At 36.9% G+C, this 25,325-nt stretch carries 23 protein-coding genes and 1 riboswitch; of the genes, 8 read left to right on the top strand and 15 right to left on the bottom strand.

Annotated elements, in window-relative coordinates; genetic code table 11:
* The first annotated feature begins 74 nt into the window (after positions 1-74).
* Complete coding sequence (locus tag ACFOY7_RS06950; protein WP_390250745.1) at positions 75-1,157, top strand: AI-2E family transporter; 1,083 nt, start codon at positions 75-77, stop codon at positions 1,155-1,157.
* Between the two features lie 72 nt (positions 1,158-1,229).
* Here the strand turns inward: ACFOY7_RS06950 and ACFOY7_RS06945 are convergent, their stop codons facing one another.
* The 4 genes from ACFOY7_RS06945 to ACFOY7_RS06930 form a co-directional block, all read right to left on the bottom strand.
* Complete coding sequence (locus tag ACFOY7_RS06945) at positions 1,230-1,745, bottom strand: GNAT family N-acetyltransferase (protein ID WP_390250743.1); 516 nt, start codon at positions 1,743-1,745, stop codon at positions 1,230-1,232.
* A 256-nt stretch (positions 1,746-2,001) separates the two neighbouring features.
* Positions 2,002-3,117 (bottom strand): TRAP transporter substrate-binding protein DctP, encoded by a 1,116-nt coding sequence (gene dctP / locus ACFOY7_RS06940; RefSeq protein ID WP_390250741.1) that lies wholly within the window; start codon positions 3,115-3,117, stop codon positions 2,002-2,004.
* Positions 3,118-3,222: 105 nt separating this feature from the next.
* Positions 3,223-4,497 carry a TRAP transporter large permease gene (locus ACFOY7_RS06935; protein ID WP_390250739.1) on the bottom strand — a complete coding sequence of 425 codons (1,275 nt, stop codon included), beginning with the start codon at positions 4,495-4,497 and terminating at the stop codon, positions 3,223-3,225.
* Between the two features lie 35 nt (positions 4,498-4,532).
* Positions 4,533-5,102 (bottom strand): TRAP transporter small permease, encoded by a 570-nt coding sequence (locus ACFOY7_RS06930; protein ID WP_390250737.1) that lies wholly within the window; start codon positions 5,100-5,102, stop codon positions 4,533-4,535.
* A 340-nt stretch (positions 5,103-5,442) separates the two neighbouring features.
* Here ACFOY7_RS06930 and ACFOY7_RS06925 point away from each other — a divergent pair, with 340 nt between their 5' ends.
* Positions 5,443-5,619 carry an SE1832 family protein gene (locus tag ACFOY7_RS06925; RefSeq protein WP_390250735.1) on the top strand — a complete coding sequence of 59 codons (177 nt, stop codon included), beginning with the start codon at positions 5,443-5,445 and terminating at the stop codon, positions 5,617-5,619.
* Positions 5,620-5,644: 25 nt separating this feature from the next.
* On the opposite strand, the gene ACFOY7_RS06920 is transcribed toward ACFOY7_RS06925, so the two are convergent.
* A complete protein-coding gene (locus ACFOY7_RS06920; RefSeq protein ID WP_390250733.1) occupies positions 5,645-7,492 on the bottom strand; it encodes a cation:proton antiporter in 1,848 nt (615 codons plus the stop codon).
* A 248-nt stretch (positions 7,493-7,740) separates the two neighbouring features.
* Here ACFOY7_RS06920 and recQ point away from each other — a divergent pair, with 248 nt between their 5' ends.
* On the top strand, positions 7,741-9,843 hold the full coding sequence (gene recQ, locus ACFOY7_RS06915) for a DNA helicase RecQ (RefSeq protein WP_390250731.1): 2,103 nt from the start codon (positions 7,741-7,743) through the stop codon (positions 9,841-9,843).
* Positions 9,844-9,974: 131 nt separating this feature from the next.
* On the opposite strand, the gene ACFOY7_RS06910 is transcribed toward recQ, so the two are convergent.
* The 4 genes from ACFOY7_RS06910 to ACFOY7_RS06895 form a co-directional block, all read right to left on the bottom strand.
* Entirely contained in the window at positions 9,975-11,216 is a 1,242-nt protein-coding gene (locus tag ACFOY7_RS06910; protein ID WP_390250729.1) for an aminopeptidase, read from the bottom strand.
* A 3-nt stretch (positions 11,217-11,219) separates the two neighbouring features.
* Positions 11,220-13,103, bottom strand: coding sequence for an ABC-F family ATP-binding cassette domain-containing protein (locus tag ACFOY7_RS06905; RefSeq protein WP_390250727.1), 1,884 nt, complete (start codon positions 13,101-13,103; stop codon positions 11,220-11,222).
* 32 nt (positions 13,104-13,135) lie between these two features.
* Positions 13,136-14,578 carry a cardiolipin synthase gene (gene cls, locus ACFOY7_RS06900; protein ID WP_390250725.1) on the bottom strand — a complete coding sequence of 481 codons (1,443 nt, stop codon included), beginning with the start codon at positions 14,576-14,578 and terminating at the stop codon, positions 13,136-13,138.
* 67 nt (positions 14,579-14,645) lie between these two features.
* Entirely contained in the window at positions 14,646-15,113 is a 468-nt protein-coding gene (locus tag ACFOY7_RS06895) for an Hsp20/alpha crystallin family protein (protein ID WP_390250723.1), read from the bottom strand.
* Between the two features lie 168 nt (positions 15,114-15,281).
* Positions 15,282-15,396: riboswitch (SAM riboswitch) on the top strand.
* Between the two features lie 79 nt (positions 15,397-15,475).
* Here ACFOY7_RS06895 and ACFOY7_RS06890 point away from each other — a divergent pair.
* From ACFOY7_RS06890 to ACFOY7_RS06875, 4 genes are all read left to right on the top strand, one after another.
* Positions 15,476-17,191, top strand: coding sequence for a PLP-dependent aspartate aminotransferase family protein (locus tag ACFOY7_RS06890; RefSeq protein ID WP_390250721.1), 1,716 nt, complete (start codon positions 15,476-15,478; stop codon positions 17,189-17,191).
* A gap of 275 nt (positions 17,192-17,466) precedes the next feature.
* Positions 17,467-18,396, top strand: a complete 930-nt coding sequence (locus tag ACFOY7_RS06885) for a GDSL-type esterase/lipase family protein (RefSeq protein ID WP_390250719.1) — start codon at positions 17,467-17,469, stop codon at positions 18,394-18,396.
* A gap of 15 nt (positions 18,397-18,411) precedes the next feature.
* Complete coding sequence (locus ACFOY7_RS06880; protein ID WP_390250717.1) at positions 18,412-19,020, top strand: YpmS family protein; 609 nt, start codon at positions 18,412-18,414, stop codon at positions 19,018-19,020.
* Positions 19,021-19,341: 321 nt separating this feature from the next.
* A complete protein-coding gene (locus ACFOY7_RS06875) occupies positions 19,342-19,551 on the top strand; it encodes a hypothetical protein (RefSeq protein WP_390250715.1) in 210 nt (69 codons plus the stop codon).
* Positions 19,552-19,743: 192 nt separating this feature from the next.
* On the opposite strand, the gene ACFOY7_RS06870 is transcribed toward ACFOY7_RS06875, so the two are convergent.
* From ACFOY7_RS06870 to ACFOY7_RS06845, 6 genes are all read right to left on the bottom strand, one after another.
* Positions 19,744-20,376 (bottom strand): response regulator, encoded by a 633-nt coding sequence (locus tag ACFOY7_RS06870; protein ID WP_390250713.1) that lies wholly within the window; start codon positions 20,374-20,376, stop codon positions 19,744-19,746.
* Positions 20,376-21,404 (bottom strand): sensor histidine kinase, encoded by a 1,029-nt coding sequence (locus ACFOY7_RS06865; RefSeq protein WP_390250711.1) that lies wholly within the window; start codon positions 21,402-21,404, stop codon positions 20,376-20,378. Before ACFOY7_RS06865 ends, ACFOY7_RS06870 begins: the two co-directional genes overlap by 1 nt.
* Positions 21,401-22,120: a cell wall-active antibiotics response protein LiaF gene (liaF, locus tag ACFOY7_RS06860; protein ID WP_390250709.1), complete on the bottom strand. Its 720-nt coding sequence runs from the start codon at positions 22,118-22,120 to the stop codon at positions 21,401-21,403. Before liaF ends, ACFOY7_RS06865 begins: the two co-directional genes overlap by 4 nt.
* 124 nt (positions 22,121-22,244) lie before the next feature.
* Positions 22,245-22,874 carry a PspA/IM30 family protein gene (locus ACFOY7_RS06855; protein ID WP_390250707.1) on the bottom strand — a complete coding sequence of 210 codons (630 nt, stop codon included), beginning with the start codon at positions 22,872-22,874 and terminating at the stop codon, positions 22,245-22,247.
* A 22-nt stretch (positions 22,875-22,896) separates the two neighbouring features.
* On the bottom strand, positions 22,897-23,217 hold the full coding sequence (locus ACFOY7_RS06850) for a lmo0954 family membrane protein (protein ID WP_390250704.1): 321 nt from the start codon (positions 23,215-23,217) through the stop codon (positions 22,897-22,899).
* A 259-nt stretch (positions 23,218-23,476) separates the two neighbouring features.
* Positions 23,477-24,052, bottom strand: a complete 576-nt coding sequence (locus ACFOY7_RS06845; RefSeq protein ID WP_390250702.1) for a hypothetical protein — start codon at positions 24,050-24,052, stop codon at positions 23,477-23,479.
* 334 nt (positions 24,053-24,386) lie between these two features.
* Here ACFOY7_RS06845 and ACFOY7_RS06840 point away from each other — a divergent pair, with 334 nt between their 5' ends.
* Positions 24,387-25,319 (top strand): aldo/keto reductase, encoded by a 933-nt coding sequence (locus ACFOY7_RS06840; RefSeq protein ID WP_390250699.1) that lies wholly within the window; start codon positions 24,387-24,389, stop codon positions 25,317-25,319.
* Positions 25,320-25,325: the final 6 nt, after the last annotated feature.

Genomic DNA, 25,325 nt, shown 5'->3' with positions numbered 1-25,325 from the left:
TGGTTCATAGCTTATTATCTTATAATTATGGTAGAATATAGATAATAATACATACAAAAAAAGGTGTGATGTAGTTGTTTGAAAAAAAGGGTATTCGCTTCTTAATTACTTCTATTTTAATTTTCACGTTAATTTATTTAATATCTAAAACCAGATTTATTTTTGAACCTGTCGGGGCTTATTTAGGTGCAATTGCTGTACCTATCATTGGAGCAGGTGTGATCTTCTACATTACGAACCCTGTTGTCAATTGGTTAGAGAAAAAGAAAGTACCTAGAATAATTGGTACATTTATCGCGTTTCTGGTAATTTTATTAGTCATCACGCTTGTAGTTTTATTTATTGCACCTATTGTCCAGGAACAATTCACAAAATTTGTGAACAATATTCCGAAAATGGTAGACAGTGCGGAGCAGCTTATTGAGTTATGGCAAGATAATCAAAACATTATCCCACCGCAATTTGAGAGCACCTTTCAAAATATGATAGATAATTTGAGTACATATGCGGAGGCAATCACAACAGGGATTATTGGGGTCATTGGTCAGATTTTCAGTTTCGTTTTTGCTTTCTTCTTAATTCCCTTTTTCTTATTCTTCATGTTGAAAGATGGTTATAAGTTCGTTCCTTTTATTTCTCAATTCTTGAGTCGTCATAAAGCAAGCAGCTTTCGAAAACTGGCAACAAGTATTAATCACACATTAGCTTCCTTTATTCAAGGACAATTTATTGTTAGCGTCTGTGTCGGGATCATGTTATACATTGGTTATATTATTATTGGGTTGGAATATTCCCTATCCCTTGCATTGTTTGCAGTCGTAATGAATTTCATCCCATTTTTGGGCCCTTTCCTATCTGCTATTCCTGCAGTAATTGTTGGTTTATTCCAGGACCCGTTAACTGGTGTCTGGGCAGCTGTTGTCATGTTTATTGCACAGCAAATTGAAAGTAACTTTATTTCACCGAATGTGATGGGGCGTGCACTATCCTTACATCCACTTACTGTTATCACATTAATTTTAGCTGCGGGAGGTATTGCCGGGTTTTTAGGTTTACTATTCATCATTCCAGCATATGCAGTTATCAAAACAATTATTGGTCATTTTTATCAAGAATGGAAAAGGAAACAGCCAGAAGAAGATCCGGATTTGATATAGCGGAGTTTATCTATTAACCTGAAATAAGAATCCATTTTCATTGATGATGGATTCTTATTAGGTTAATAACCTTTATAGTGTTTTAACCATAATATAATTTTCCTGTTCTTCATCACCAATAAAATAGGAGTATTTCCCCCTCGTTTCAAATCCCATATTCTTATGGAAATCTAACGCATTTTTATTTTTTTGCCATACACCTAACCATACTTCTTTTTTATCTATCTCTTTTGCAATGTTTATACCTGTTTGAAGAAGCATCTTACCTAATCCCTTCTCCTGAAATACACTTTTCACATATATTCGTTCAATTTCGAGTGCGTCATCACTTACATGATATGTCTGGGCATCATTCACATTGACTTTTAGATAGCCGGCTAATACTTGATTTACATATAAAAATAGGAAGGTGGAATTTTCATTAGACAGTTCTGTTTTTAGTTGGTCTAAATTAAACGCTAATTCTAAATATTCATTCATATTCTCAGGAGTATTCAAATGACTGTAAGTTTCACTATACGTTTCTGTACCTATAACTTGTAAAGCGTGCAAATCTTCCAACGTACATTTTCTTATTTCTGTTTTCACTATATCCTCTCCCTTTTGAAATGATTAGAGAACCCGTAAGAAACCAACGGATCAATGTAATGATATTCCAAAGGATTACCATATACTTACACCCACCTAGTATAAGTATATTTTTTTCATGGGAAAGAGTCAATGAAAACGAATTCAAGATAATTTGGTATTTTACTGGATTATTCAAGGAATTCAAAACTTTTCATCCTGTTCTCATTTAATAAGAAAATCCCTCAGCAGTGCTAAGGGATTTGTCAATTATCTGTTACTCACCAGTTACTTCGGCGATTTCTTCTTTTAGTTTATCATAAATAGCAGGATCAATACCTTCCGTTAATTCACCATTTCTATATTGCTCATGAACTGGTTCTGCCACTTCTTTAAATGCAGCGATTTGTTCCTCCGTTAATTCAATAATTTCTGTCGGATTCTCTGTATCAGCTTTAATCGCTTCTAAACCAGCTTCATTTTGTGCTTTTTGTTCTTCAAATACCCATTCTTGCATTTCTGCAACTGTTTCATCAATTAATTGTTTTTCATTATCAGCTAAACCATTGTACCAATCTGTATTAACTGTTGTCATTGCCACATAGTTGTTATGGTTAGAAATGGTTAACGTATCTTGTACTTCATAGAAACTTGCCGAGTTAATAAAGAATACCGGGTTTTCCTGGGCATCAACTGTTTCACGATCTAATGCTGTGTATAATTCACCCCAGCTGATTGACTGTACTGTTGCACCATATGCAGCATAAGTCTCACGCATTAATGGCGATTCCTGTACACGTGTGTTTAAACCTTCCCAGTCAGATGGTTTTTCAATCCCTACATTACTAGTCCAAGCCGTTGCACCTTCTGTCCAATATGAAAGTGGTGTAATGTTATGTTCTTCATACTTGGCACGTAAATCTGTATTTAATGCTTCACTATTTGTTAATACTTCCTGCGTTTGTTCAGGATCTGCCGGGAAGAAATAGTGTAATGAGAAAATTTGACCATCTGGAACTTGACCACCTGTGAAACCTGGTGACATAATCGCTAATTGCATACCACCTTGCTGCAGTAATTGCGCCTGGTCCACCTCACTGCCCAGCGCACCATATTCATATGGTTGAACAGTAATGGCACCACCTGTTTTTTCTTCAATACGTTTTGCAAATTCTTCTGCATATTCATACTGAACTTCACCATCCAGCTCTTCTGTAACAAAGCCCCACTCTGCTTCTTCAAAGTCTCCAGATGCTTCTTCACCGCCATCTGTATCTTCAGAACCAGTATCTTCTGTACCTGTGTCTTCACCTTCATTGCCGCCTGTACCTTCTTCACTATCTCCTCCACCACAAGCTGCCAATAAAAAGCTAAGTGTTAAGATAGAGATCAACAATAGTAAATACTTTTTGTTAAAAATGATAATTACCCCCTAAATTTTTTAATAATCAATTTATGTTAAGTGACCAAAAGCGTATTTTGAGCCACTTAAATAACGTTATTGAACAAGAAATAGCGATAGTTCCGGAAATAGTATGAGTGCCACACCAATAAGCAGTAACATTACAATGTATGGTGGCGTACTCTTAATTACTTCTAAATACGGCTTTTTAAACACCGCACTTGCGGTAAATATGTCGACACCAAATGGTGGTGTTGCTGAACCAAGCGCTGCCTGGAATGTTACAATAATTCCTAAATGGATTAAATCTACACCTGCTGCCTCTGCTGCCGGAGCAAAGATTGGCGTCAAAATTAAAATAACAACAATTGGATCAACAAACATACAGCCAACAAAGAAGAAAATACTTACCATTAATAAGACATACACCGCACTAGGATCTGTCCCCAGAACTGCTTCGGTAATTTGTTGTGGAATTCTAGCAAAACCTAATACCCATGTGAACAATTGGCCACCAGCTACCAATATAAAAACAGCCGATGTTACTAATCCTGTGGATAGTGCAATGCTAGGAATTCTTTTCCACGGTATCGTTTTAAATATCATTACTTCTAAAATAATCGCATATAATACCGAAATACCTGATGCTTCAACTGGTGTGAAATATCCTAAGTAAATACCTCCTATAATGATTATAGGAAAACCTAACGGTAATAATGCTTTCCTGAAATAAGTTAATCGCTCCGACCAGCTGACACGTTCAGCTAGCGGAATATTTTTTATTTTTGCATAAATAATGCTGTATAATGCAAATGACAAGAATACGATTAATCCTGGAATAATACCTGCAATAAATAGATCCCCAACAGATACACCTGAACCTGCAGCCAATGCATAGATGATCATTCCAATACTTGGTGGTACGAGTAATGCCACATCACTGGAATTTATGATCAATGCCATTGCACTTGAATCTTTATAACCAATTTTCAGTAAACGTTCCCGCATTGGCCGGCCAATTGCTACAACCGTTGCTTGCGTCGAACCTGAAATGGCACCAAACAGTGTACATGCTGCAGCAGTTGTCACAGCATAACCCCCACGGATATGCCCTACAAATGATCCAATAAAATCTAATAAACGATTAGAGGTTTTCCCTGATGTCATAATATCAGCCGCAAATATAAATAGTGGGACACATAATAATACTGGTGACTCGATCCCTGTTAATAACTGACCCATCAATAAATCCATGTTAACCGCTGGATTGAAAATGACCATTATTACAACAGGTGCTAATATTAGTGGTATCATCATGGGGAAATTTAACAAGAGTAAAACAACCATAATGGCTAATAATGTTGTTAGCATAATAATTTACCTTTCTACGATTTGATCATTTCCAATTAAACGGATATGTCTTCCAACTTCACTTCTTTATCTTTGGTATCATTATAATCTACTGCATCAATACCTAAATAAACTTTATCTTTTGCTTTTGCAGTAAAATTCACATAGGTATTACGAATAAATTGAATGCCAGCAACAAAAAACCCGATTGGTATAAATACTGACATGAAGTATCTTGGCACCTGTAAAGAAGTTGTAATTGCGCCTGTGTTATATTCAAACATGACATAACTGTACGTATAGTATGCCATTACAAACATGAAGATCGCTGTAACAAAATTAATAACAATCATCATTACTTTGCGGACTTTAAATGGAGCAAAATCATAAAAAGCGGACATACTAATATGTCGTCCTTTCCTTGCTGCATAACCTATTCCCATAAATGTCGCGATGACAATTGCAAATTTACTCACTTCATACGCAAAGAAAAATGCGCCTGAGTTAAAAATTTCGCGTGCAATTACATTTCCTACAATCATGATAGAGATTAATATAATCGCAAAGCTTAAGATAAACTCTTCTAACTTCATAACAACTTTGTCAATCAATCGAAAAACTTTCATGCTGCTCTCTCCCCCTTCTATATAAAAAAATAATGCCGCTCGAAAAATTTTGTTATTTTAAATGTTACAGAATTGTTTCAAACTTCACAAATTTACTATACCCTGATTTGTATGAATTAAACGACATATTACCCACTGATAAAAAAATGGAAGCTGATCGTGGATATATCTTAGCAAATGCTTAAAAATAATCCATAATCCTCAAAATCTGATAGGTTTTATCAATTTTTAACAATAAATTCATTTATTTTACATTTAAGTTTAACTTGCGTAGTTAATTTATTTTCGCTAGTCTTTTAGTAAAGAGTAATATTGCTCATCAAAAATAGAGGTGAAGAGAATGAACCGTAAAGAGATAGAAGATAAGATCGAAGAACTTAAATCTGATCATACGAGATTATCTGCAGACATGGAGAAACTTGTATATGTCAAAGGAAAAACCGAGATTACCGATAAAGAGTTAGAACGGATTGAGAAGGAGATTGCAGAATTAAGGAAGAAATTACAAACAATGTAAACAAACCGAAAAAGCTAGCAACATATTAGTTGCTAGCTTTCTTGTTTTCTTCTAATTTTTCTTTTATTTTATTAAATTCTTTGCTTGGCGGCGTTAAACTGACGATAGTATCTCCAGCTGATGCTGTTGTTTCATTACCTTCAGCAAAAAATTCAATCTGTTTGGAATGTTTTAAAACAAATAATAAGACAGTTTCTTTATGCTTGTTGCGCAAATATTCTTCACAGGTATATTGTTCTGTTATAGACGTTTTACGTAAAACATATCCGGCTTTCAATTTATATTTTAATTCCTCAATTCCCTCTGGCGGTGTGAATAGTTCCTTTCCGCCAATTGTATTGTCAATATTCTCTAAATGGTCACCACTGCGGGTTTGACGAGGCAACCTGAAAACATTCTTCCGTCCGAATCCAGGAATACATGTCGAACAAACCAGTGCATTATAAGAATCATATTCTGTCGCACTGATTAAATAATCATATGGCGTAAAATCAATGGTATATTCCATCTGCTCTGACAATACTTCGCCATGTGTATGATTAATACCTGCCCTTCTAGCCCTGTGAAGTCGATCCCAAGATGAATCCACTACGATGACAGGTATCTTCAATTCTTCCATCACTTTCGCTAAGGCAACAGAAAATCGGTTGGAACCAACAATGATTGCACCAGGTTTCCCTTGTGAAGAAAGATTCAATTTCTTTGCTATCCATCCAATGGAAAAACCGTGGACACATACTGTTGAAAATACTAAGGCAAAAGTGAGCGATGTGACGAGGGATGCTCCTTCAAACCCTTCATCCTCTAACACATTAGCAAAATAGCTCGCTACCGTTAATGCAACAATACCTCGTGGCGCAATCCAGCCAACTAAGGTCTTTTCCTGTAAAGATAAACCTGATTTGATTGTTGATAGGAATATAGATACGGGTCTGACAACAAATAGCATCAACAACACATAGCCAATAATTTCAGGACGGAATACATCCATTAAAGTATCCACTGTTAAAGAAGATGTTAACAGAATAAAAACAGTGGATATTAACAGGATAGAAATGTTCTCTTTAAAATGACGCATGTCTTTAATAGAAGAGATTCCCATATTAGCTAAAGTCATCCCCATTGCTGTTACGGCTAACAACCCTGTTTCATGCTTTACTTCATCTGCAATGGTAAAACAAGTAATAACAGCACCAAACATTGCCGGGGACTTCAAAAACTCTGGGATATGTCCGGTTTCGAACGCCCAGCCAATTACTTTCCCAAAGATATAACCAAGGACAACAGCAAACAATGATGCTAATAAGAAAAGAAGTAATGCGGACGCATCTCGTGAATCTGCTGATAGAAACATGATGATTTCAAAAGCAAATACGGCTAGTAATGCGCCAAACGGGTCAACAATAATCCCTTCCCATTTTAAAATTTTTGCTGGGACCGGTTTTAATTTTGACTGTCTTAGTAATGGCAAAATGACTGTTGGACCAGTCACGATAAAGATACCGCCAATAACGAAGGCCACAGCCCAAGACAATCCTGCTACATAATGTGCTGTTAAAGAACCAAGAATCCAGGCTAAAAAAGCTCCCCATGTAACGATCCGAAACACTGGTTTCCCTAAGCCTTTTACTTCTTTGAAATTCAGGTTTAAACTTCCTTCAAATAATATAATTGCAACAGCAATAGATATAAATGGCCGATAGAGATCACCAAACGCTTGTTCAGGATTAATTATTCCCAGAATTGGGCCTGCTAATAAACCGGCAATGGACATGACAACAATTGCTGGCAATTGAAATTTCCAGGCAATCCATTGTGAACCTATCCCTAATATTCCGATTATCATAAAAATTAATAATAATGAATCCACCATATCAATGAATCCCTCCTTCATCCTTTCATTTATCTATATTCTAAGCATTAATTTTTAGAGTATTACGTTTTTATAGATTAAAGGTTTTTTCCGTTATGTGCAATAATAATGTTATGATTAGAAAAACTTATATTTTCAGTTCTGCTCGCACTGTCATAAACTTCACACTAACAGCAGATAAAACATGCATTCTAGTATAAGGAAAAACAAACGATTAACAAAAGATTCTGTAATAAAGGAAGAGATAAATGTCATTAAATAAAGCAAGAGATGTATTGAAAACATACTTTGGCTATGAAGATTTCCGCAAAGGACAGGCCACAGTAATTGAACAAACAATGGAAGAGATAAACTCGCTTGCCATTATGCCTACAGGCGGTGGGAAATCGATCTGTTACCAAGTTCCGGGACTGATTTCACAAGGAATAACCCTAGTTATTTCTCCTTTGATTTCCTTGATGAAGGATCAAGTGGATGCCCTGACATCCCTTGGTATCACTGCAACGTTTATCAATAGTTCATTGTCCAATGAAGAACAACGGGAAAGGTTAAATGCTCTTCGCCAAGGAAGGTATAAATTCATCTATGTTGCTCCTGAACGCTTTGATTCAGACGGGTTCCTCCGTACATTAGATTCTATTCCCTTATCGATTATAGCTTTCGATGAAGCACATTGTATTTCCCAATGGGGGCATGATTTCAGGCCAAGTTACAGAACTGTAGTCAATCGAGTGAAACAGCTGAGCAATATCCCTACATTGATGGGATTAACGGCAACAGCAACAGATGAAGTGATTCGTGACTTACAGCAATTATTGAATGTGAGAAATGAGCATATTGTAAAAACTGGGTTTGCCAGGGATAATTTAACCTTCAAAATCGTGAAGGGCCAAAGCCGTTCGGCATATATTGAAGAATTCGTGCGTCTCAGCAAGGATGAACCTGGGATTATCTATGCCATTACAAGAAAACAGGTCGACCAGTTACATTTTTCCTTAAAGGAAAAAGGGTTGAATGTCAGTAAGTATCATGCCGGGATGAGTGAGATTGCACGTAAGGAAGCACAAAATGCTTTCATTCAGGATGATACAACAGTGATGGTAGCTACGAACGCATTTGGGATGGGAATTGATAAGTCGAATGTTCGATATGTCATTCATTATGCGTTACCGAAGAATCTGGAGAGTTATTATCAGGAAGCTGGGCGTGCAGGGCGCGACGGGGCGCCAAGTGATTGTATTTTATTATTCTCCGGGCAGGATATTCAAACACAGAAATATTTAATTGAACAGTCAGAAATGGTGGAGGAAAAGAAAAGACAAGAATATGGCAAGCTGCAGGCAATGATTAATTATTGTCATACCAACCAGTGCTTACAGCAATTTGTATTGGATTATTTTAATGACGACACAGATGCAGAAGATTGCGGGAAATGCTCGAATTGTATCGATGAGACAGAGAAGGTAGATCAGACAAAGGAAGCACAAATGGTGCTATCTTGTGTGAAAAGGATGGGCGAGAGGTTTGGTGCAAGTATTACAGCGAAAGTTTTGAAAGGTTCTAATGATAAGAAGGTTAAGCAGTTTGGGTTTGACCGTTTGTCTACATACGGTTTGCTTTCCCATTACACGGAGAAGGATTTAATTCAGTTTATTCACTTTTTGGTTGCTGAAAATTATTTAGTCTCTGAAGAAGGGCGTTTTCCTGTTTTACGATTAGGTAAACGTGCCGTTGATGTATTAAAGGGAACAGCACAAGTTATGGTGCAAGTCGCAAAAGTTGAGAAAAGGGAAACCACAGATTATGATGGGACGTTGTTTGAAAAGTTACGTGCCTTACGCAAAGAATTAGCAGATTCACAAGGAGTACCGCCATATGTTGTTTTTACTGATAAATCATTAACAGAAATGGCCAGGGTGATGCCGCAATCGAAAAATGCGATGCTTTTAATCCATGGTGTTGGTGAGAAAAAGTTTGAGCAATTCGGGGAACAATTTTTGGAAGTGGTGGTGCAATTTGCTGGAGAAAAACTAAAAGAGACGAATGATAAACGCCCCAGTTATCTCACTAGCTATGAACTGTTTGTTGAACAGAAGCATGAAATTAATGAAATTGCGAATACTCGTAAAATCGCCGAAAATACCGTTTTCCAGCATCTGATGCAAGCAGGGAAGGAGGGCATGGATCTGGACTGGTCCCGTTTAGTGTCTGAGGAGACAGAAGATCAGGTGATGGCTGTCTATGACGAAGTTGAAGAACCGGGATTAAAAATATTGAAAGAGAAATTGCCTGAAGAGTACTCTTATGAAGTGATTCGGGCAGCATTAATTAAGAATGGAAAATGGGATTGAAATGGGAAGCATGCGGCAAGAATGAGGCTACTTCCGGCAAACACGGCGCTCTTCTTGCAGGTCAGGCCCACCTTCTCTGCCAGTTGAAAAGAGTCTAGCGTCCATTACTCGCTAGACTTTTCCCTTTATTATTATTCATTAAAATCGATTGCCCATGCACCTTGTCTAAAGACAGGTTCAAGGTTGCCATCAGCTGTCTCTCCATCAATATCCAATTCAGCGGATCCAATCATAAAATCAACATGTGTCAAACTGTCATTAATGCCATGTTTATCTAATTCCTCGTCACTCATATCTGATCCACCTTCCACATTTGTTGGATAGGCTTTTCCTAATGCAATATGACATGATGCATTCTCATCAAATAGTGTATTATAGAAAATTAACCCTGACTGAGAAATTGGTGATGCATGCGGTACTAATGCTAATTCACCCAACCGGGTTGCTCCTTCATCTGTTTCCAGCAAATGCTTCAATGTTTCATAGCCTTTATCTGCATGGAAATCTACTACTTTTCCATCTTTGAATGTTAAACTGAATCCATCAATCATATTTCCGCCGTATACGAGTGGCTTTGTTGCTGTTACTTTACCGTTTACGCCATATTTATGAGGTACCGTAAAGACTTCTTCTGTTGGCATGTTAGGATTAAAAGTCACACCATTAGTAGTTTCCGCTGATCCGCCTTTCCAAATATGTCCTTCTGGCAGCTCAAAGCGAATGTCTGTACCTTCTGATTTGAAAACTAAAGCACGATAAGCTTTTTTGTTTAAAAATGTTCTAGCCTGATGTAATAATTGGTTATGCTTCTCCCATGCCGCAACAGGATCGGCTTGGTCAACACGGACAATGTTGAAAATGGAATCCCATAAGCTTTCCACCGCATCCTCTTTCGATTTCTCTGGAAAGATTTTTTGCGCCCAATCACCTGTCGGAATCGAGATAATTGACCATGCAATACGATCATTCATTGTATATTGGCGGAATTCCTTCATCGCCTCACCGCTGGCTTTATTCGCTTTCGCAACTTTAGCTGGGTCAATATCTTTCAGTAAATCAGGATTTGTTGAACGGATCGCAAGTAATGCTGCTCCATCTTTTGCAAAATCTAAATGTTTTTCGACTTGCCATGCTGGAATATCTGTTAATACATCTTCCGGTGCATATTGGAATTTTAATAATGTCAGTTCATCATCCGTCCAATTAATATGTACATTTTTTGCACCTAACTCGTACGCTTTCCGTGCAACAATTCTAGTGAATTCTACTCCTTCAATAGACGAGTTGATCACTAATGCCTGGTTTTTTTGTAAATTGACGCCTGTTTTTAATGCTAATTCTGCGTATTTTTCTAATAATTGCTGTTGTGCCATTTGTTATTCCTCCTTCAATTGTTCCACTAATAGAGACAGTTCTTCCCAGCGCTCCATTTTCATTTCTAATTGCTCTTCTAATTCATTTTGCTTTTCAAATAATGGATTAATTTTGCCGATATCACTGCCAGCAGCTTCAATCTCCCCTTGAATTAACTCCAGTTCTTCTTCTAATGAAGTAATATCTTCCTCAATTGTTGCCCATTCCTGCTGGTCTTGATAGGAAAGTCTTTTCTTTCTGCGACGCGGAGATTGATTATTCACTTTTTCTTCTTTCTTTTGCACTTCTTTCCTATTAAATTGTTCCCTGAATTCTGTATAGTTACCATAAAAATGTGTCAATGTTTCGGTACCCGTGAAGGCTATCACTTGATCAATTGTCTTATCAAGGAAATAGCGATCATGGGAAACAGTAAGCATAACCCCTGGAAAGCTTTCTAAATAATCCTCCAAAACAGCCAAAGTTTCGGTATCTAAATCATTGGTTGGTTCATCCAGAAACAGAACATTTGGTTCTCTCATTAGTACTGTCAGTAAATATAATCTACGGCGTTCGCCACCAGACAATTTACGCACATATGTCCATTGCTGGGATCTTGGAAAAAGAAACCTCTCCAGCATTTGCTCTGCTGTTATGACGTCCCCATTCACTGTATGGACAACTTCTGCTACTTCCCTGACTAAATCGATCACTTTTACCGTCTCATCTAATGGAGGATGGTCTTGAGTATAGTAGCCAATTTTAACCGTTTCACCCACTTCTATTTTTCCATTATCAGGTGTAATCTTTCCAGCCAGAATATTTAGTAAAGTTGTTTTCCCACTCCCATTCGCCCCAACAATCCCGATTCGGTCGCCAGGTTTTATTAAGAAATCGAAATCGCGGAATAAGATCTTCCCTTGATAACTTTTCGACAGACCTTCTGCCTCTATCACTTTTTTGCCTAATCGAATGGAACCAACCTGAAAATCTATTTCATCCTTATTTGTATGAAAACTAACTTCTTTTAATTGCTCTGCCCGATCAATTCTTGCCTTTTGTTTCGTTGTTCGTGCTTTTACCCCACTGCGAAGCCATGCTATTTCTTTTTTCAATAGATTCTGATGTTTTTTCTCTGCTTGTATTTCCTGTTCTTCCCTCATCGCTTTTTGTTCAAGAAATGTTTGGTAGTTCCCATTGTATGTATAGAGATTCCCATTACTAAGTTCAAAAATCCGATTCGTTACACGATTCAGAAAATAGCGGTCATGGGTTACAAGCAATATCGCCCCTTTATATTGTGGTACATATTCTTCTAACCATTCAATCGTATCATTATCTAAATGGTTTGTCGGCTCATCTAAAATCAATAAATCAGCTGGTTGAATTAAAGCCTTTGCAATGGCCACCCTTTTTTTCTGACCGCCAGAAAGCTCTTCCACCTTCTGATTCATATTCGTTATCCCTAATTTAGTCAGTACCGTTTTTGCAACAGTCATAGCATCCCATGCATCCAGATGATCCATCTCTGCTTGCATTTGAAGTAACTTTTGCTGCAAGTGCGTATTCTCCGGTTCCCGCTCTAATTCTAATACAGCCCGCTCATAATTTCGTAGTGTCACAATTGTTTTTGCCTCACCATAATAAATCTGGTCAAGGACAGATAATCCGCTATCTAATTTCGGTTCCTGATCTAAGTATTCCATTCGATAATCATTTGGGTGGTCCATCCCGCCAGATTCAGCTGTGTCTAATTTTGCTAATACTTTCAGTAATGTAGATTTCCCTGTTCCATTTACACCAATCAACCCGATCCGGTCATTCTCACTTACGGAGAAAGTGATACTGTCAAAAAGCACTTTTTCCCCATATGTTTTTGTTAATCCTTCTACTTTCAAGCCTCGCAATGCGGTCAACTCCTTCTTTCAGACATTCCTGATTATAAAATAGGCGATATCAACCGTGATACCGATTCTTTAAATCGAATCCATAACGGCCTTTTTTGATATAGCGCATAAGTTAGTTGTGTTACATTTTCCATATCTTTCTCAAATTCATCCACAAGCATTTCTGCCAATGTCTCATTATATATAAAAGCATTCACCTCAAAGTTCAGACGGAAACTTCTTACATCAATATTTGCCGTTCCGACAGATGCAATGGCTCCATCTACTATAATCATCTTAGCATGTAAGAATCCCTTCTGATAAATATAAACCGTTGCCCCTGCTTTCAGTAATTCACCAATATAAGAGTATGTTGCCCAATAGACAAACGGGTGATCAGGCTTGTTCGGTATCATAATTCTAACATCAACACCGGACAAACATGCTATCTTTAATGCATCTAGCAGACTCTCATCTGGAATAAAATACGGTGTTTGGATAAAAATATATTTCTTTGCAGACATAATCATTTTCATATAGCCATGCTTAATTTGCTCCCACTCCGAATCAGGACCGCTTGAAACAATTTGCATACCAATTTTACCTGCAGGCTTTGTTGCATAATAACGCTTATGGTAATCAATGTCATTGCGAGAAGCCTGATTCCAATCAAGAATAAAACGTGTTTGCATATGGTTGACTGCACTGCCAACAACCCTTAAGTGGGTATCCCGCCAATAACCAAATCGTTTATCAACACCTAAATATTCATCACCAATATTAAAACCACCGATATAGCCGATTTCTCCATCAATGATCGCCAATTTACGGTGATTCCGATGATTAATTTTCAGATTAACTTTTGGAATTAATGGGGGAAAGAATCCTTCCACCTCTGCCCCTGCTTGACGCATTTTCCGTATTAATTTCCGGCTTAACTTCCTTGATCCCATATCATCATACAGAAACCTTACTTCCACACCCTCTTGCGCTTTTCTCATCAGCACATCCGCTAACCGCTGTCCCAAATGATCTGATCTCACAATATAGTAAACTAAGTGAATATGATCTTTTGCTTTCTCAATATCTTCTATTAGTGCATTAAACTTCCGATTCCCATCAGTAAACACTTTTACATCATTATCTTGTGAGAAGATGGCATCATTGTTCCGTAAATGTAAGTAAAACAAATCCTCATATGCATGCATTCTTTCATCATTTACTTGAAACTGTTTTGATTCAATCTCTCTCAATTGGTGTTGTACAGCTGTTTTTACACCTAATTTACTCTTTGTATCCCATGTAAAGATCGTCTTATTACTAAGCTTTCGACCGAAAATTAAGTATAGAATAAATCCAAAAATAGGAATGAATGTTAAAACCATAATCCATGCCCATGTTGATGTTGCATTTTTTCTCTCTAAAAAGATGATCGCTAAAGATAATATAATATTAAAAATTAAAAGAAAACTTATTACTAATTGATAAACACCCATCTGATGCCCCCCTTTCCTTGTCTTAATATAGCATACTTTTCCCTAATACGAGCGAATCAACACTTCGTTAATCAATGGACAAGTATTTTTCGTCTGGACTATTCTTTGGACCTTTGATTTGTAATACGCCATTAGTAAACGTTACTTTGACTTTATCCTTATCAATCATGTATGGTAATGTAATCGTTCGTTCCTTATACTGTTCTTTTCTCTCTTTTCTGTAATAGTGATACGTTTGATCATAATGCTCGGTTTCTTCCTTATGCGAAATATTTATCAATAGTTGACTTCCATGAACAGCTAACTGAATCTGTTCTTTCTTAACACCAGGCAAATCAACACGGACCAGCCATTCTTTTTCTGTTTCTAAAATATCTGCCGGAATTCTCTCAGGGCCTCTTGCTCTTTCAAAAAACTGGTCAATTGTCCCCATAATATTTCGTGTTGGTTTATCGTAGATAAATGCATCCAGCTTTCTAATTAGTTCATCTCCCCAAACCGGGAGTCGTTCTGATCTTTTTTCTTTATTATCCATTTTTATCACCTTTCTTTTTTTATTTTTATACTAGTCTATGCACCTGTAAAGAGAGTGTAATAGGTATTTGCCTAAAAAAATTAATGGAGCTGATTGCAAAAATTGATCATTATGATTGACGCTTACATTCTTTTCACTTATAATATGATTAATAATTTCATTAATAGACTCTTATTGAGAGAGGCAGAGGGACTAGGCCCGTTGAAGCCCGGCAACCGTCAGTTTGGAGCATCCAAGTTGAAAAGGTGCTAATTCCTACAGGTGCAAACCTGAAAGATAAGAGGAGGATATAAGTTAACACAAACCTCTTCTTACCTGGATAAGAAGAGGTTTTTTTATTACATATTAATTGGAGGGGTATTATGACACATTCATTCGATTTTACAGGCAATGAAACATCATTGCTTCATGGCGGCCAACAAGTAGATCCTGCCACTAATTCACGTGCTGTCCCTATTTACCAGACAACATCTTATGTATTTAATGACACAGAACATGCACAGAACTTATTTGCTCTAGCAGAACCTGGCAATATTTATTCGCGAATTATGAATCCTACAGTTGATGCATTCGAACAGCGTGTGGCATTACTGGAAGATGGTGTTGCTGCTGTTGCCACATCCTCTGGAATGGCGGCAATTACTCTAGCCATTCTGAATCTAGCAAATACAGGTGATGAAATTCTTGCTGACAGTAATTTATATGGAGGAACGTTCAATTTATTTAACAAAACGTTACCAAAGTATGGAATTGATGTGAAATTTATCGATGGATCGAATCCAGAGAATTTCCGCACTGCGATCACACCTAAAACAAAAGCAATATTCGGAGAAATTATTACTAATCCAAGCTTAAATATTTTCGATATTGAAGCTGTTGCTGATATCGCACATGAAAATGGTATCCCGCTTATTATTGATAATACTTTTGCTACCCCATATCTATGTAAACCAATTGCATGGGGTGCAGATATCGTTGTCCATTCCGCAACAAAGTGGATTGGAGGTCATGGAACAACCATAGGTGGCATAGTAGTTGATAGTGGCAAGTTTAATTGGAACAGCGACAAGTTTCCAGGTTTTGTTGAACCTGACGAAACATACCATGGCATTCGTTTCGGTATTGATATTGGACCGCCTGCCTTCGCCATTAAATTGCGTGTGCAGTTATTACGTGATATTGGTGCATGTCTAAGCCCGCAGAATGCTTTTTATTTCTTACAAGGGCTAGAAACATTGCATTTGCGTATCGAACGTCATAGCGAAAATACAAAAGCGGTAGCAGAATATTTAAATGATCATCCACAAGTTGAATGGGTAAATTATCCAGGTTTAGAAAATCACCCTTCACATGAATTAGCGAAAAAGTATTTACGCAATCATTTTGGTTCCATCATTACTTTCGGAATCAAGGGTGGCAGAGAAGCTGGACGTGGTATTATTAATAACATCCAGTTATGGTCACATGTTGCAAATGTTGGTGATGCGAAGTCATTAATTATCCACCCCGCCTCAACAACTCATCAACAATTATCCGCAGAACAGTTAAAGTCATCTGGTGTGACAGAAGAACTTGTCCGCTTATCTGTCGGGATTGAAACAGCTGATGATATTATTAAAGACTTAGATCAAGCAATTGCTAAAGCAACAAATAGTGAACCGACAATTAAAATAGATGCTGAAAAAGCGATTGTATGGGCGTTATCTTCACCATATGCCAGAGAGAATGCCGGAATCCGCCAAAAAAATATTGCAGTAGTAGGCTATAGTGAGGAGGCTGCAAATACTGTTGCTAATTTACAAAAGCTAGGTTTTCAAATTACACCTGTCAGTGAACAGGAAAGCACCCTTTATGGTGTTCCAGCAGTTAGTAACCCTTCCGATGCAGAAGGAGACATTGATATAGTATTAGTAGTAGAATCTAATAATCCGAATCTAGTTTCGGGCAAAGCTAAAATCGTGTGGTTTAGAGAAGAAGCTGATAGCACAATTAAAGCAAATGCGGAAGCAAAAGGACAAATTATTGTAGAAAACCGTTGTCCTTACCAAGAGGCTGACCGCTTACGCCGTGGAGAGTAATCCCCTTCCCTATCCGTTATTCAAGAGAGAATAACCGTGGATCTTTATTGATTCACGGTTATTTCTGTTTACCCGGATTGCTTACTGTGATAAAATACACTCATTTATTATTGCCAGAGCAGTGAATGAACTCCCTTAAGCATTTGCCCTGGCAAATTACATATCACATGTTTTCCCTGTTTGATGCATATATTATAACGTGTGAAAAACAAGAAAGATGGGTATAGAAATATACAGTAGAACAATCTAAGAATGTCTAATCGAAGGTGTGTGCAATGAAAAAAATCCTCATAAGTTTGCTTGTCCTATTAATAATAGGCAGTACAGCCAGTGCGCTGATAATAATAGATTTCGGTACTAATAATCAAGACAATATATCAACATCCTCTCCTGACACGAATCAGACAGAAACGAATGAACTAAATATAGATGATCATGATCAGGAATCAGACAATGAAAACCTTTCACAAGAGCTGGAAGAAGAAATTGAAGAGGAAACGGAAAATTTTGGTGATGCAATGAAGGATGTTTTTATTGATGCATTAACTTTCTTCAAGAAAGATACACATATTGTCGCAATTGGCGATTCACTGACTCAAGGTGTTGGTGATGAAACGGATAACGGTGGATATGTCGGTGTATTAGAAGAACACTTCGACAACGAAGAAGCAAAGGTTACCATCGATAATTTCGGTAAGCGGGGAAATCGAACAGATCAATTGTTGAAACGTTTAGAAAATGAAGAAATTGTCACATCGATTGAAGATGCTGATATCGTGCTTATCACCATTGGAGCAAACGACATTATGAAAGTGTTGAAGGATAATTTTATTGATTTAACGGAGGAACCTTTCATTGAAGAGAGAGGGCCTTATAAAGACCGTTTGGGCCAAATTATCAATAGAGTTTTTGAAATTCAACCAGATACAGAAATCTATCTGCTAGGTTTCTTTAACCCTTTTGAACAATACTTTAGTGAAATTGAAGAATTAGAAGTAATACTAACAAGATGGAATAACGAAAGTAGAATGATTGCCAACAATTATGACAAGGTAACATTCATCCCAATGCAGGATATTTTTCAAAACAGATCTGAAAATATGTTTGCAGAAGACAATTTTCACCCGAACAGAAAAGGATACGAATTAATGGCGAAACGTGTTTGGACATATTTACAAAATAATGAGAATCTGACAACTAACTAGAAGGTGTGAGAATAGATGAAAGAATCCCGATTTACTAATTGGAGGAGACTATTTATCATTTTGGCTGCAGTAAATATAGCAATTATACTGGCTATTGTTATATTTATCATGTGGCCTGTAGCAAGTGAAGAGTATCCTGACAAAGAATATATAGAAGAAGCTGCCGGAGCAGAGTTCACCGTTCAATCCAGCAAAGATAACTTGTCACACTTAGTGAATGAATATATTGATAAATTATTAAAGGATAAAAATGACAATTACGCGATTAGCCTTGATCAGGAAGTACATTTAATGGGTACGATCGAGGCATTCAGGTCTGAAGTACCTGTTAATATCACCTTTGACCCTGTTGTTCAAGAGAATGGTGATATTATCCTGCAATCAACAGAAATGTCTTTAGGGTTATTAAGACTGCCGAAAGATAAAATATTAAAATATGTAAATGATAAAATTAACACACCGGAATGGGTGGTTATTGACCCAAAAGAAGAAACCATTTATATCGCTCTAACACAAATGGACTTAAAGAGTAATTATAAAGTAAGGGTTCAACAATTTGATTTAAAGAATGATCAGCTGACATTCCGTATCAAAATACCGAACGAAACATTGGGGTTGGAATAACTATCCTCTTTAGAGCCTGGGATCTAACTAGCCCTAGCAGAATGTTTTTCTTTTGTTCTAGTAAGCGTGGTATCTACACCATTTTAACATGGAGGATATCACGCTTATTTTCATTTATAGAGATTTAGCAATTACACTCATTCCTTACATATCAAAAAGGCAAAATATATGCTGGAAAACTCCAGACTTTCCATTACGGATATTCAGGTTATAATGATCCATCTTATTCCATAAAGTTTTTAAAAGAAATCGAATCTTCTGCTTCATATTTTTTGTATGAAAATAACAAGGTTGCTAAAAGATATAGTGGAGGTGATTTTCATGAAAAAAGAGCAAAAAGGAAATTTTCAAATGCCTAATCCAGCAAATCAGGATGGAGAAATTGGTATAAGAAAAGACATGAACCCATCACAGCCTGCGGATACTATAGAACGTTATGCGGGTGATTCGGTTGATTCACATAAGGATTTAGAGGAGGCTAACGAGTATATTGCTAATAAAGAGATAGGTCAAGTGAGACATAATTCATAGTTAAAGAGCACGAAGACTTCTGTGGGAATGCACGAGCTGAAGATCCCACTATGTAAATGTTCTCCTTCACACAGCAGGTGAAGCCGTGCCCACGGAAATCGAAGTGTTTTGCCGGAAGGAATTGTGCTCAACTATCCATGTTCGGATTCTCTTTTCCCAACCTGCTTATACTTTTATCAGTAAAACAGAAGATTATTTTATAATCCCTTGCTGATAAGCATAAACAGCCGCCTGGGTTCTATCTTGTACTTGCAGTTTGCTGAGTATATTACTTACATGTACTTTCGCTGTCTTTAATGCGATAAAAAGCTCTTCAGCAATTTCCTGATTAGTTTTTCCTTTGGCAATCAGCAGCAAAATCTCCATCTCACGATTAGTTAAACTTTCATGTAATGCTGTCTCGTTTGATCTTCTGAGATTGGCCATCACTTTTGCTGTTACTTCTTTTTCTAAAACGGCCTCACCTTTATGAGTATCTCTGATGGCTTGTGCAATAACATCCGCTTTCGATGTTTTTAAAATATAACTTGCAGCACCTGCTTCTAAAGCTGGATATACTTTATCATCATCAATAAAACTGGTCACAATTAATATTTTCGCTTCAGGCCACTGCTCAATAATCTGCTTCGTTGCTTCAATTCCATCCATCTCATCCATGACTAAATCCATTAAAATGATATCAGGACGCAGCTCTAATGCCAGATCTACCGCCTTTTTCCCATTCTCAGCCTCTGCTATTACATCAATATCGTTTTGTGTGGATAAAAATGCACTAACACCAATCCGTACCATTTCATGATCATCAACGAAAAGAACTCTTATCATCATCTTCCCCCCTCTATCATTGGCACACGAACTTCCAGACGTGTCCCTTTTCCGGGAATACTAATCATATGAACATGTGCCCCCATTTCTGCTGCACGTTCATACATATTGGATATCCCGTAAGATCCTGCCTTCTTTTCTTTCATATCAAAGCCTACACCATCATCTTTTACCCGCAAGATGACAAAACCATCGCGTTCAATGAGGATGGTGTCAATTGCCTCTGCTTTTGCATGCCGTAATGCATTAGACAGAGCTTCCTGTAATATTCGAAATAAGTGATCTTCAATGCCCTTATTAACAAAAACATCTTCAATCTTCCATGTGATACCAAGAGGAACCTTTGCTTTTAACTCTTGGAGTAACTTTTCCATGCCTTCTTTTAAGGTATTATCTTTAAGTGGTACTGGTCTTAAATGCAGTAACAATGCTCGCATTTCTAATTGCGCCTGCTGGATCATTGACTCAATTTGTCCTAATTGTTTGGATATTAATGGATCATGACTCGTATTATTGGCATTTACTGCTGAAACTAACATAGACGCTGCAAATAACTCCTGACTGACAGAATCATGTAATTCTCTTGCCAGTCGATTTCTTTCTTCAGAAATTACTTGGTTCAATTGCTCTTCCTGGTCCTTCGTCCGTTCTTCAATAAGTTTCTGTGTTCGTATTGTCTGCTGTAGAATATAGTCTTGCACATCTTTCATTTTCTGATTAATAACATCTATCTCTTCAAAAACGGGATTTTCTGTAAATGATTGATTTTTCATCACCATCGTTAAACTTTTTTCTAAAAATTTTATCCGTTTTCTCACAACATATGAACCGACTAAACCAATCAACAACCCAAATAATAAGGTCATTGTAGGAACCATGAGGATAAATGGTACCTCAAACACCTTCACTTGCCAAAGTAATTCCCAATTGTTTATTGGAAATGCCAGATAGAATAATAAACTAACCAATACGAGGAAAGTGAATGTTAAAATAACACTTACAACTGCTAACCTTGTATATATTTTCACCCTCTTTTCACCTCAAGCTTTCCCACCAAAACTTGAGTAAATATCTTTACCTTTTGCGGCGCATTCTCATAACCTTCCGTTTTCATGTAAATATTGCGATTTAGTGCATGCTGCTCGATATGATCCATTACAGTAATGTCTCCAAATAATACAGAATGTTCCACAATAACTTCTATATCATATGGTACAACTATTTGAACATTTCCAACTAACTGCCTGATAACAATTACAGATTCCTTTTCCGGGAGGACAGTATTATTTAAATCTATCGTGATATCACTCACAAGAGATTGTAAATTAATATCATGCCATGCAAATGGTTCATTGCCCTTATCAAACGTTCCAAACCACTTATTATTGTATGCAGTTCCTTCTTCCGCACGACTTGATGAAAACCGCGGGATATATAGTGGGCCACCATCCCGTTGATCCTTAGACTGATACCATTTCCAGACGAAATATACAATCACTGCTAATAGGATAAATCGTACAGCAATGGTATCTATAACTATCATAAACAAGAAGAACAATCCCCCAAAAAATATCGTCTTTCCACTTGTTTTATGATAATTATGTTTACCAAAGTAAATGGCTACAGATGCTAACAAGATAATAAACAGGAGGCCTGTGTCGATAAAGATAAACTCAATAACAAATAAAATACATCCTATTATCAGCAATAGACGTATTAAATCTGTAGTACTTAATTTACGCATCTCACTTTCCCCTCCTGTCTAAAACTCTATCTACTCAATCTATAATAGGAAAATTACTTTCTTCTACTCTAAACAGAAAAATTTAGGTGCAGTTATTCCTGCACCTATTTAGAATATCATGTTTTCAGTTCATGTTAGAAGCTTTTTTTTCCAATTCAGCGAATCTTGCATCAAGTGTGTGTAAACGATATTCTGTATGGACACGTTGTTCTATTCTTTCAATATAACTTTCTAATTCTGCAAATTTAGAAGCACTTTTTGAAACGAACTCTGTTTCCAGCACTCTGTTCATACCTTGTTTTGTTCTGGCGATATTTTCGCGGCTTTTCAGCTCTAAACGTTTCACATAAAGATCTTTGAGCTTCTGCTTCATTTGGACATACTGGGTTTCCAGGGTTTCGAGGTCCTCCATTGATCGACTTTCCATAGATTCCAGCTGGTTTATTCTAGTTTCAAACTTTTCTAAATCTACCTTTGCTTCATTTGCTAATTCGGTTTCCTCCAAAGAGGTTGCTAAGTCAAACTGTTTCTTACGTTTCTCGACCATTAATTTTGCCTGCCCTAATTCTTGAGAAATATCATAGTTAATTTCGTATTGTTTTTCTACCAGTTGTTTAATTTTCTTCACCTCATGCTCACATTCACGAATATACTGATTCACATGTGCAATTGGATTTTTTTCTTCCTTCTGGTCCATCATTTCATGTAAGTCTGCCATCACAGAGTCTTTGATACGTGTAAATAGATTTGTCATTATGTTTTTTCCTCCTTTTATTTTACAATTCGTCCCAACTTAAATCGTTTGGTGTATAATTCTTCGTTTCTTTCTCTTGTTTCCACTTCTTATAGGTGTAGTAAAGTACCACTAATGCAACTACACCAATCATTGCAGGGATATTTGACAAGGAAATTGACACACCGATCAGGATGACAATTGCCCACCAAACTTTTGCACCAGTTGTTTCTGCAAGGATGAATTTCTTCACACCATAGTAGGCAATAGTTATACTTATTGCTAACATAATCATTGGACCTACATTTGCTAAAAACATGATCCCTGCTATTACTGTTAAACAAATGAGTAAAAATGTTTTCATTTGTGTTCCCTCCTTCCATAACTCTATGATAGCTCTTCGACAAGTTTTTCATAACTGGCTGTGGATATAATTTCAACTAAGTCTTTGGGCTTATATTTTGATTTACCTTTTAACTAAATGATGTATACTAAGGCAGGACTAACCGAAAAGAATAAAAAAACGTGAATCTCTTCGAAGAGATCCACGTTTTATAACACATATTTAGGGTAATAATAAATAATTACATATTAGTGCGATGAATATTCTATATCTATATCCATTAACTGTATAACCTGTTCCATGGTGTAACCGCCACATCCACTATACGATGCTTTTGCAAGTATACAACAAGGTCACCATGATAGATTAACGTTAATTCATGCCATTCTTTTAAATCTTGTGGTTTTGTCAGACAAGCTGGTTTTGTATCCGTATATATCCCCGCTTCTCTTAACATTGTGGCAACAAATTCCGAACAGAAAAATGCCCGCTCTCTCTGCCATTCCAGATTTAATAAAACACCGATTAAACCTAATAAATTGTATCGGTAATGATCTGTTTCTTTTTCCATTCTTTTCACTCGATCCAGTAATCGTTCATATGTTTCTTCTGTTATGGACAGTTGATAGATTGCACACGTTGCTTTCCTAAAAAAAGGTGCACGAACATTTTCTTTAACAAATCCTCCGCTTAATGGATTGTATGGCTGCCTCCGTCCGAAACTGTAGACCTCTGTCATAGCCTCATCAAAGCTGATGGAAGCATGATTAAGTGAAGATTTTGTAAATAAATTAATGATTCTCGATAAAAATGTACCTGTATCTGTGAAAAGAAGATAAACTTTTCTTTTTTTCACTCTCGCCACCCCTTGTATTTCATATCTATGCATTCGAATTCCTCAGCATCTTTGCCACTATATGCAATGGCTTTCTGACAAGGGTTCTTATGCTTTCACATCTTCATACGTGGTAAAAAATGCAATAAATAGTGTATTTTAAATATAGTATATGTCAGAGACAAGTGCAAGATTGAATTAACCTTTTTTTAATGGAGAGACCGCAATATCAAGCACCAGAATGGTCCGACCTCTCCATCTATCTTTTTTATATGAGCAAATCTTTTCTTCATGACCTTAATATTTGTTACAATTTTCCTGAAAGATAAATAACGGATAAGGGTGTGGATTTTATATGAAGAAACAAGTTCAATTAGGGAAGTCTGGTCTTTTTGTCAACCCGATCGGCCTTGGGGCAAATGCTGTAGGCGGACATAATCTTTACCCGAATTTAGATGAAGAACAAGGGATGAATGTAGTACGTCAGGCAATTGAAAATGGTATCAACTTCATCGATACTGCTTATATCTATGGACCAGAAAGATCGGAAGAACTAGTCGGACAAGTTGTCAAACAGAGTGGCAACCGTGACGAAATCATTATCGCAACTAAAGCTGCTCACAAAATAATTAATGAAGAAACACTTATCGATAACTCACCACAATTTTTAAAAGATTCGGTAGATCAAGCCCTTCGAAGATTACAAACAGATTATATTGATCTGTTCTATATACATTTTCCAGATGAAAATACTCCAAAAGATGAAGCGGTTGGAGCATTAAAAGAATTAAAAGATCAAGGAAAGATTAGGAGCATTGGGGTATCTAACTTTACTGTTGAACAATTGAAGGAAGCGAACAAAGATGGTTATGTTGATGTCATTCAATCGGAATACAATTTATTTAAACGTCAAGCTGAAAAAGATATGCTGCCATATACGGCAGAAAACGGTATATCTTTTGTACCTTATTTCCCGCTGGCATCCGGCCTATTAGCTGGCAAGTACGATGAGAATACAACATTTAATGACCTGCGTGCAAATGACCCGCTTTTCCAAGGTGAAACATTTAAGGAAAACTTGAGCAAAGTGGAAAAATTAAGACCAATTGCTGAACAGAAAAATGTCGGTATTCCCCACATTGTTCTGGCATGGTACCTGACTCAGGAAAGCATTGATGCCATCATCCCTGGAGCTAAACGGGTTGACCAAGTTTTAGATAATTTAAAAACACTGAATGTGGAGCTTACACCAGAAGAAATTGGCCAAATTTCGACTATTTTCAGTTAATTATCC

Origin of the sequence: Gracilibacillus xinjiangensis, from assembly GCF_042651765.1 — a bacterium.
GTDB classification, from domain to species: domain Bacteria; phylum Bacillota; class Bacilli; order Bacillales; family Amphibacillaceae; genus Gracilibacillus; species Gracilibacillus xinjiangensis.
This window is presented reverse-complemented; position numbering and strand designations above follow the sequence as displayed.

Bases quoted from the DNA above. Each gene is read 5' to 3' on its own strand.
- ACFOY7_RS06935 (WP_390250739.1), bottom strand. From the start codon at position 4,497: ATGCTAACAACATTATTAGCCATTATGGTTGTTTTACTCTTGTTAAAT.
- ACFOY7_RS06930 (WP_390250737.1), bottom strand. From the start codon at position 5,102: ATGAAAGTTTTTCGATTGATTGACAAAGTTGTTATGAAGTTAGAAGAG.
- ACFOY7_RS06925 (WP_390250735.1), top strand. From the start codon at position 5,443: ATGAACCGTAAAGAGATAGAAGATAAGATCGAAGAACTTAAATCTGAT.
- ACFOY7_RS06920 (WP_390250733.1), bottom strand. From the start codon at position 7,492: ATGGTGGATTCATTATTATTAATTTTTATGATAATCGGAATATTAGGG.
- recQ (WP_390250731.1), top strand. From the start codon at position 7,741: ATGTCATTAAATAAAGCAAGAGATGTATTGAAAACATACTTTGGCTAT.
- ACFOY7_RS06910 (WP_390250729.1), bottom strand. From the start codon at position 11,216: ATGGCACAACAGCAATTATTAGAAAAATACGCAGAATTAGCATTAAAA.
- cls (WP_390250725.1), bottom strand. From the start codon at position 14,578: ATGGGTGTTTATCAATTAGTAATAAGTTTTCTTTTAATTTTTAATATT.
- ACFOY7_RS06895 (WP_390250723.1), bottom strand. From the start codon at position 15,113: ATGGATAATAAAGAAAAAAGATCAGAACGACTCCCGGTTTGGGGAGAT.
- ACFOY7_RS06890 (WP_390250721.1), top strand. From the start codon at position 15,476: ATGACACATTCATTCGATTTTACAGGCAATGAAACATCATTGCTTCAT.
- ACFOY7_RS06885 (WP_390250719.1), top strand. From the start codon at position 17,467: ATGAAAAAAATCCTCATAAGTTTGCTTGTCCTATTAATAATAGGCAGT.
- ACFOY7_RS06880 (WP_390250717.1), top strand. From the start codon at position 18,412: ATGAAAGAATCCCGATTTACTAATTGGAGGAGACTATTTATCATTTTG.
- ACFOY7_RS06875 (WP_390250715.1), top strand. From the start codon at position 19,342: ATGAAAAAAGAGCAAAAAGGAAATTTTCAAATGCCTAATCCAGCAAAT.
- ACFOY7_RS06870 (WP_390250713.1), bottom strand. From the start codon at position 20,376: ATGATAAGAGTTCTTTTCGTTGATGATCATGAAATGGTACGGATTGGT.
- liaF (WP_390250709.1), bottom strand. From the start codon at position 22,120: ATGCGTAAATTAAGTACTACAGATTTAATACGTCTATTGCTGATAATA.
- ACFOY7_RS06855 (WP_390250707.1), bottom strand. From the start codon at position 22,874: ATGACAAATCTATTTACACGTATCAAAGACTCTGTGATGGCAGACTTA.
- ACFOY7_RS06850 (WP_390250704.1), bottom strand. From the start codon at position 23,217: ATGAAAACATTTTTACTCATTTGTTTAACAGTAATAGCAGGGATCATG.
- ACFOY7_RS06840 (WP_390250699.1), top strand. From the start codon at position 24,387: ATGAAGAAACAAGTTCAATTAGGGAAGTCTGGTCTTTTTGTCAACCCG.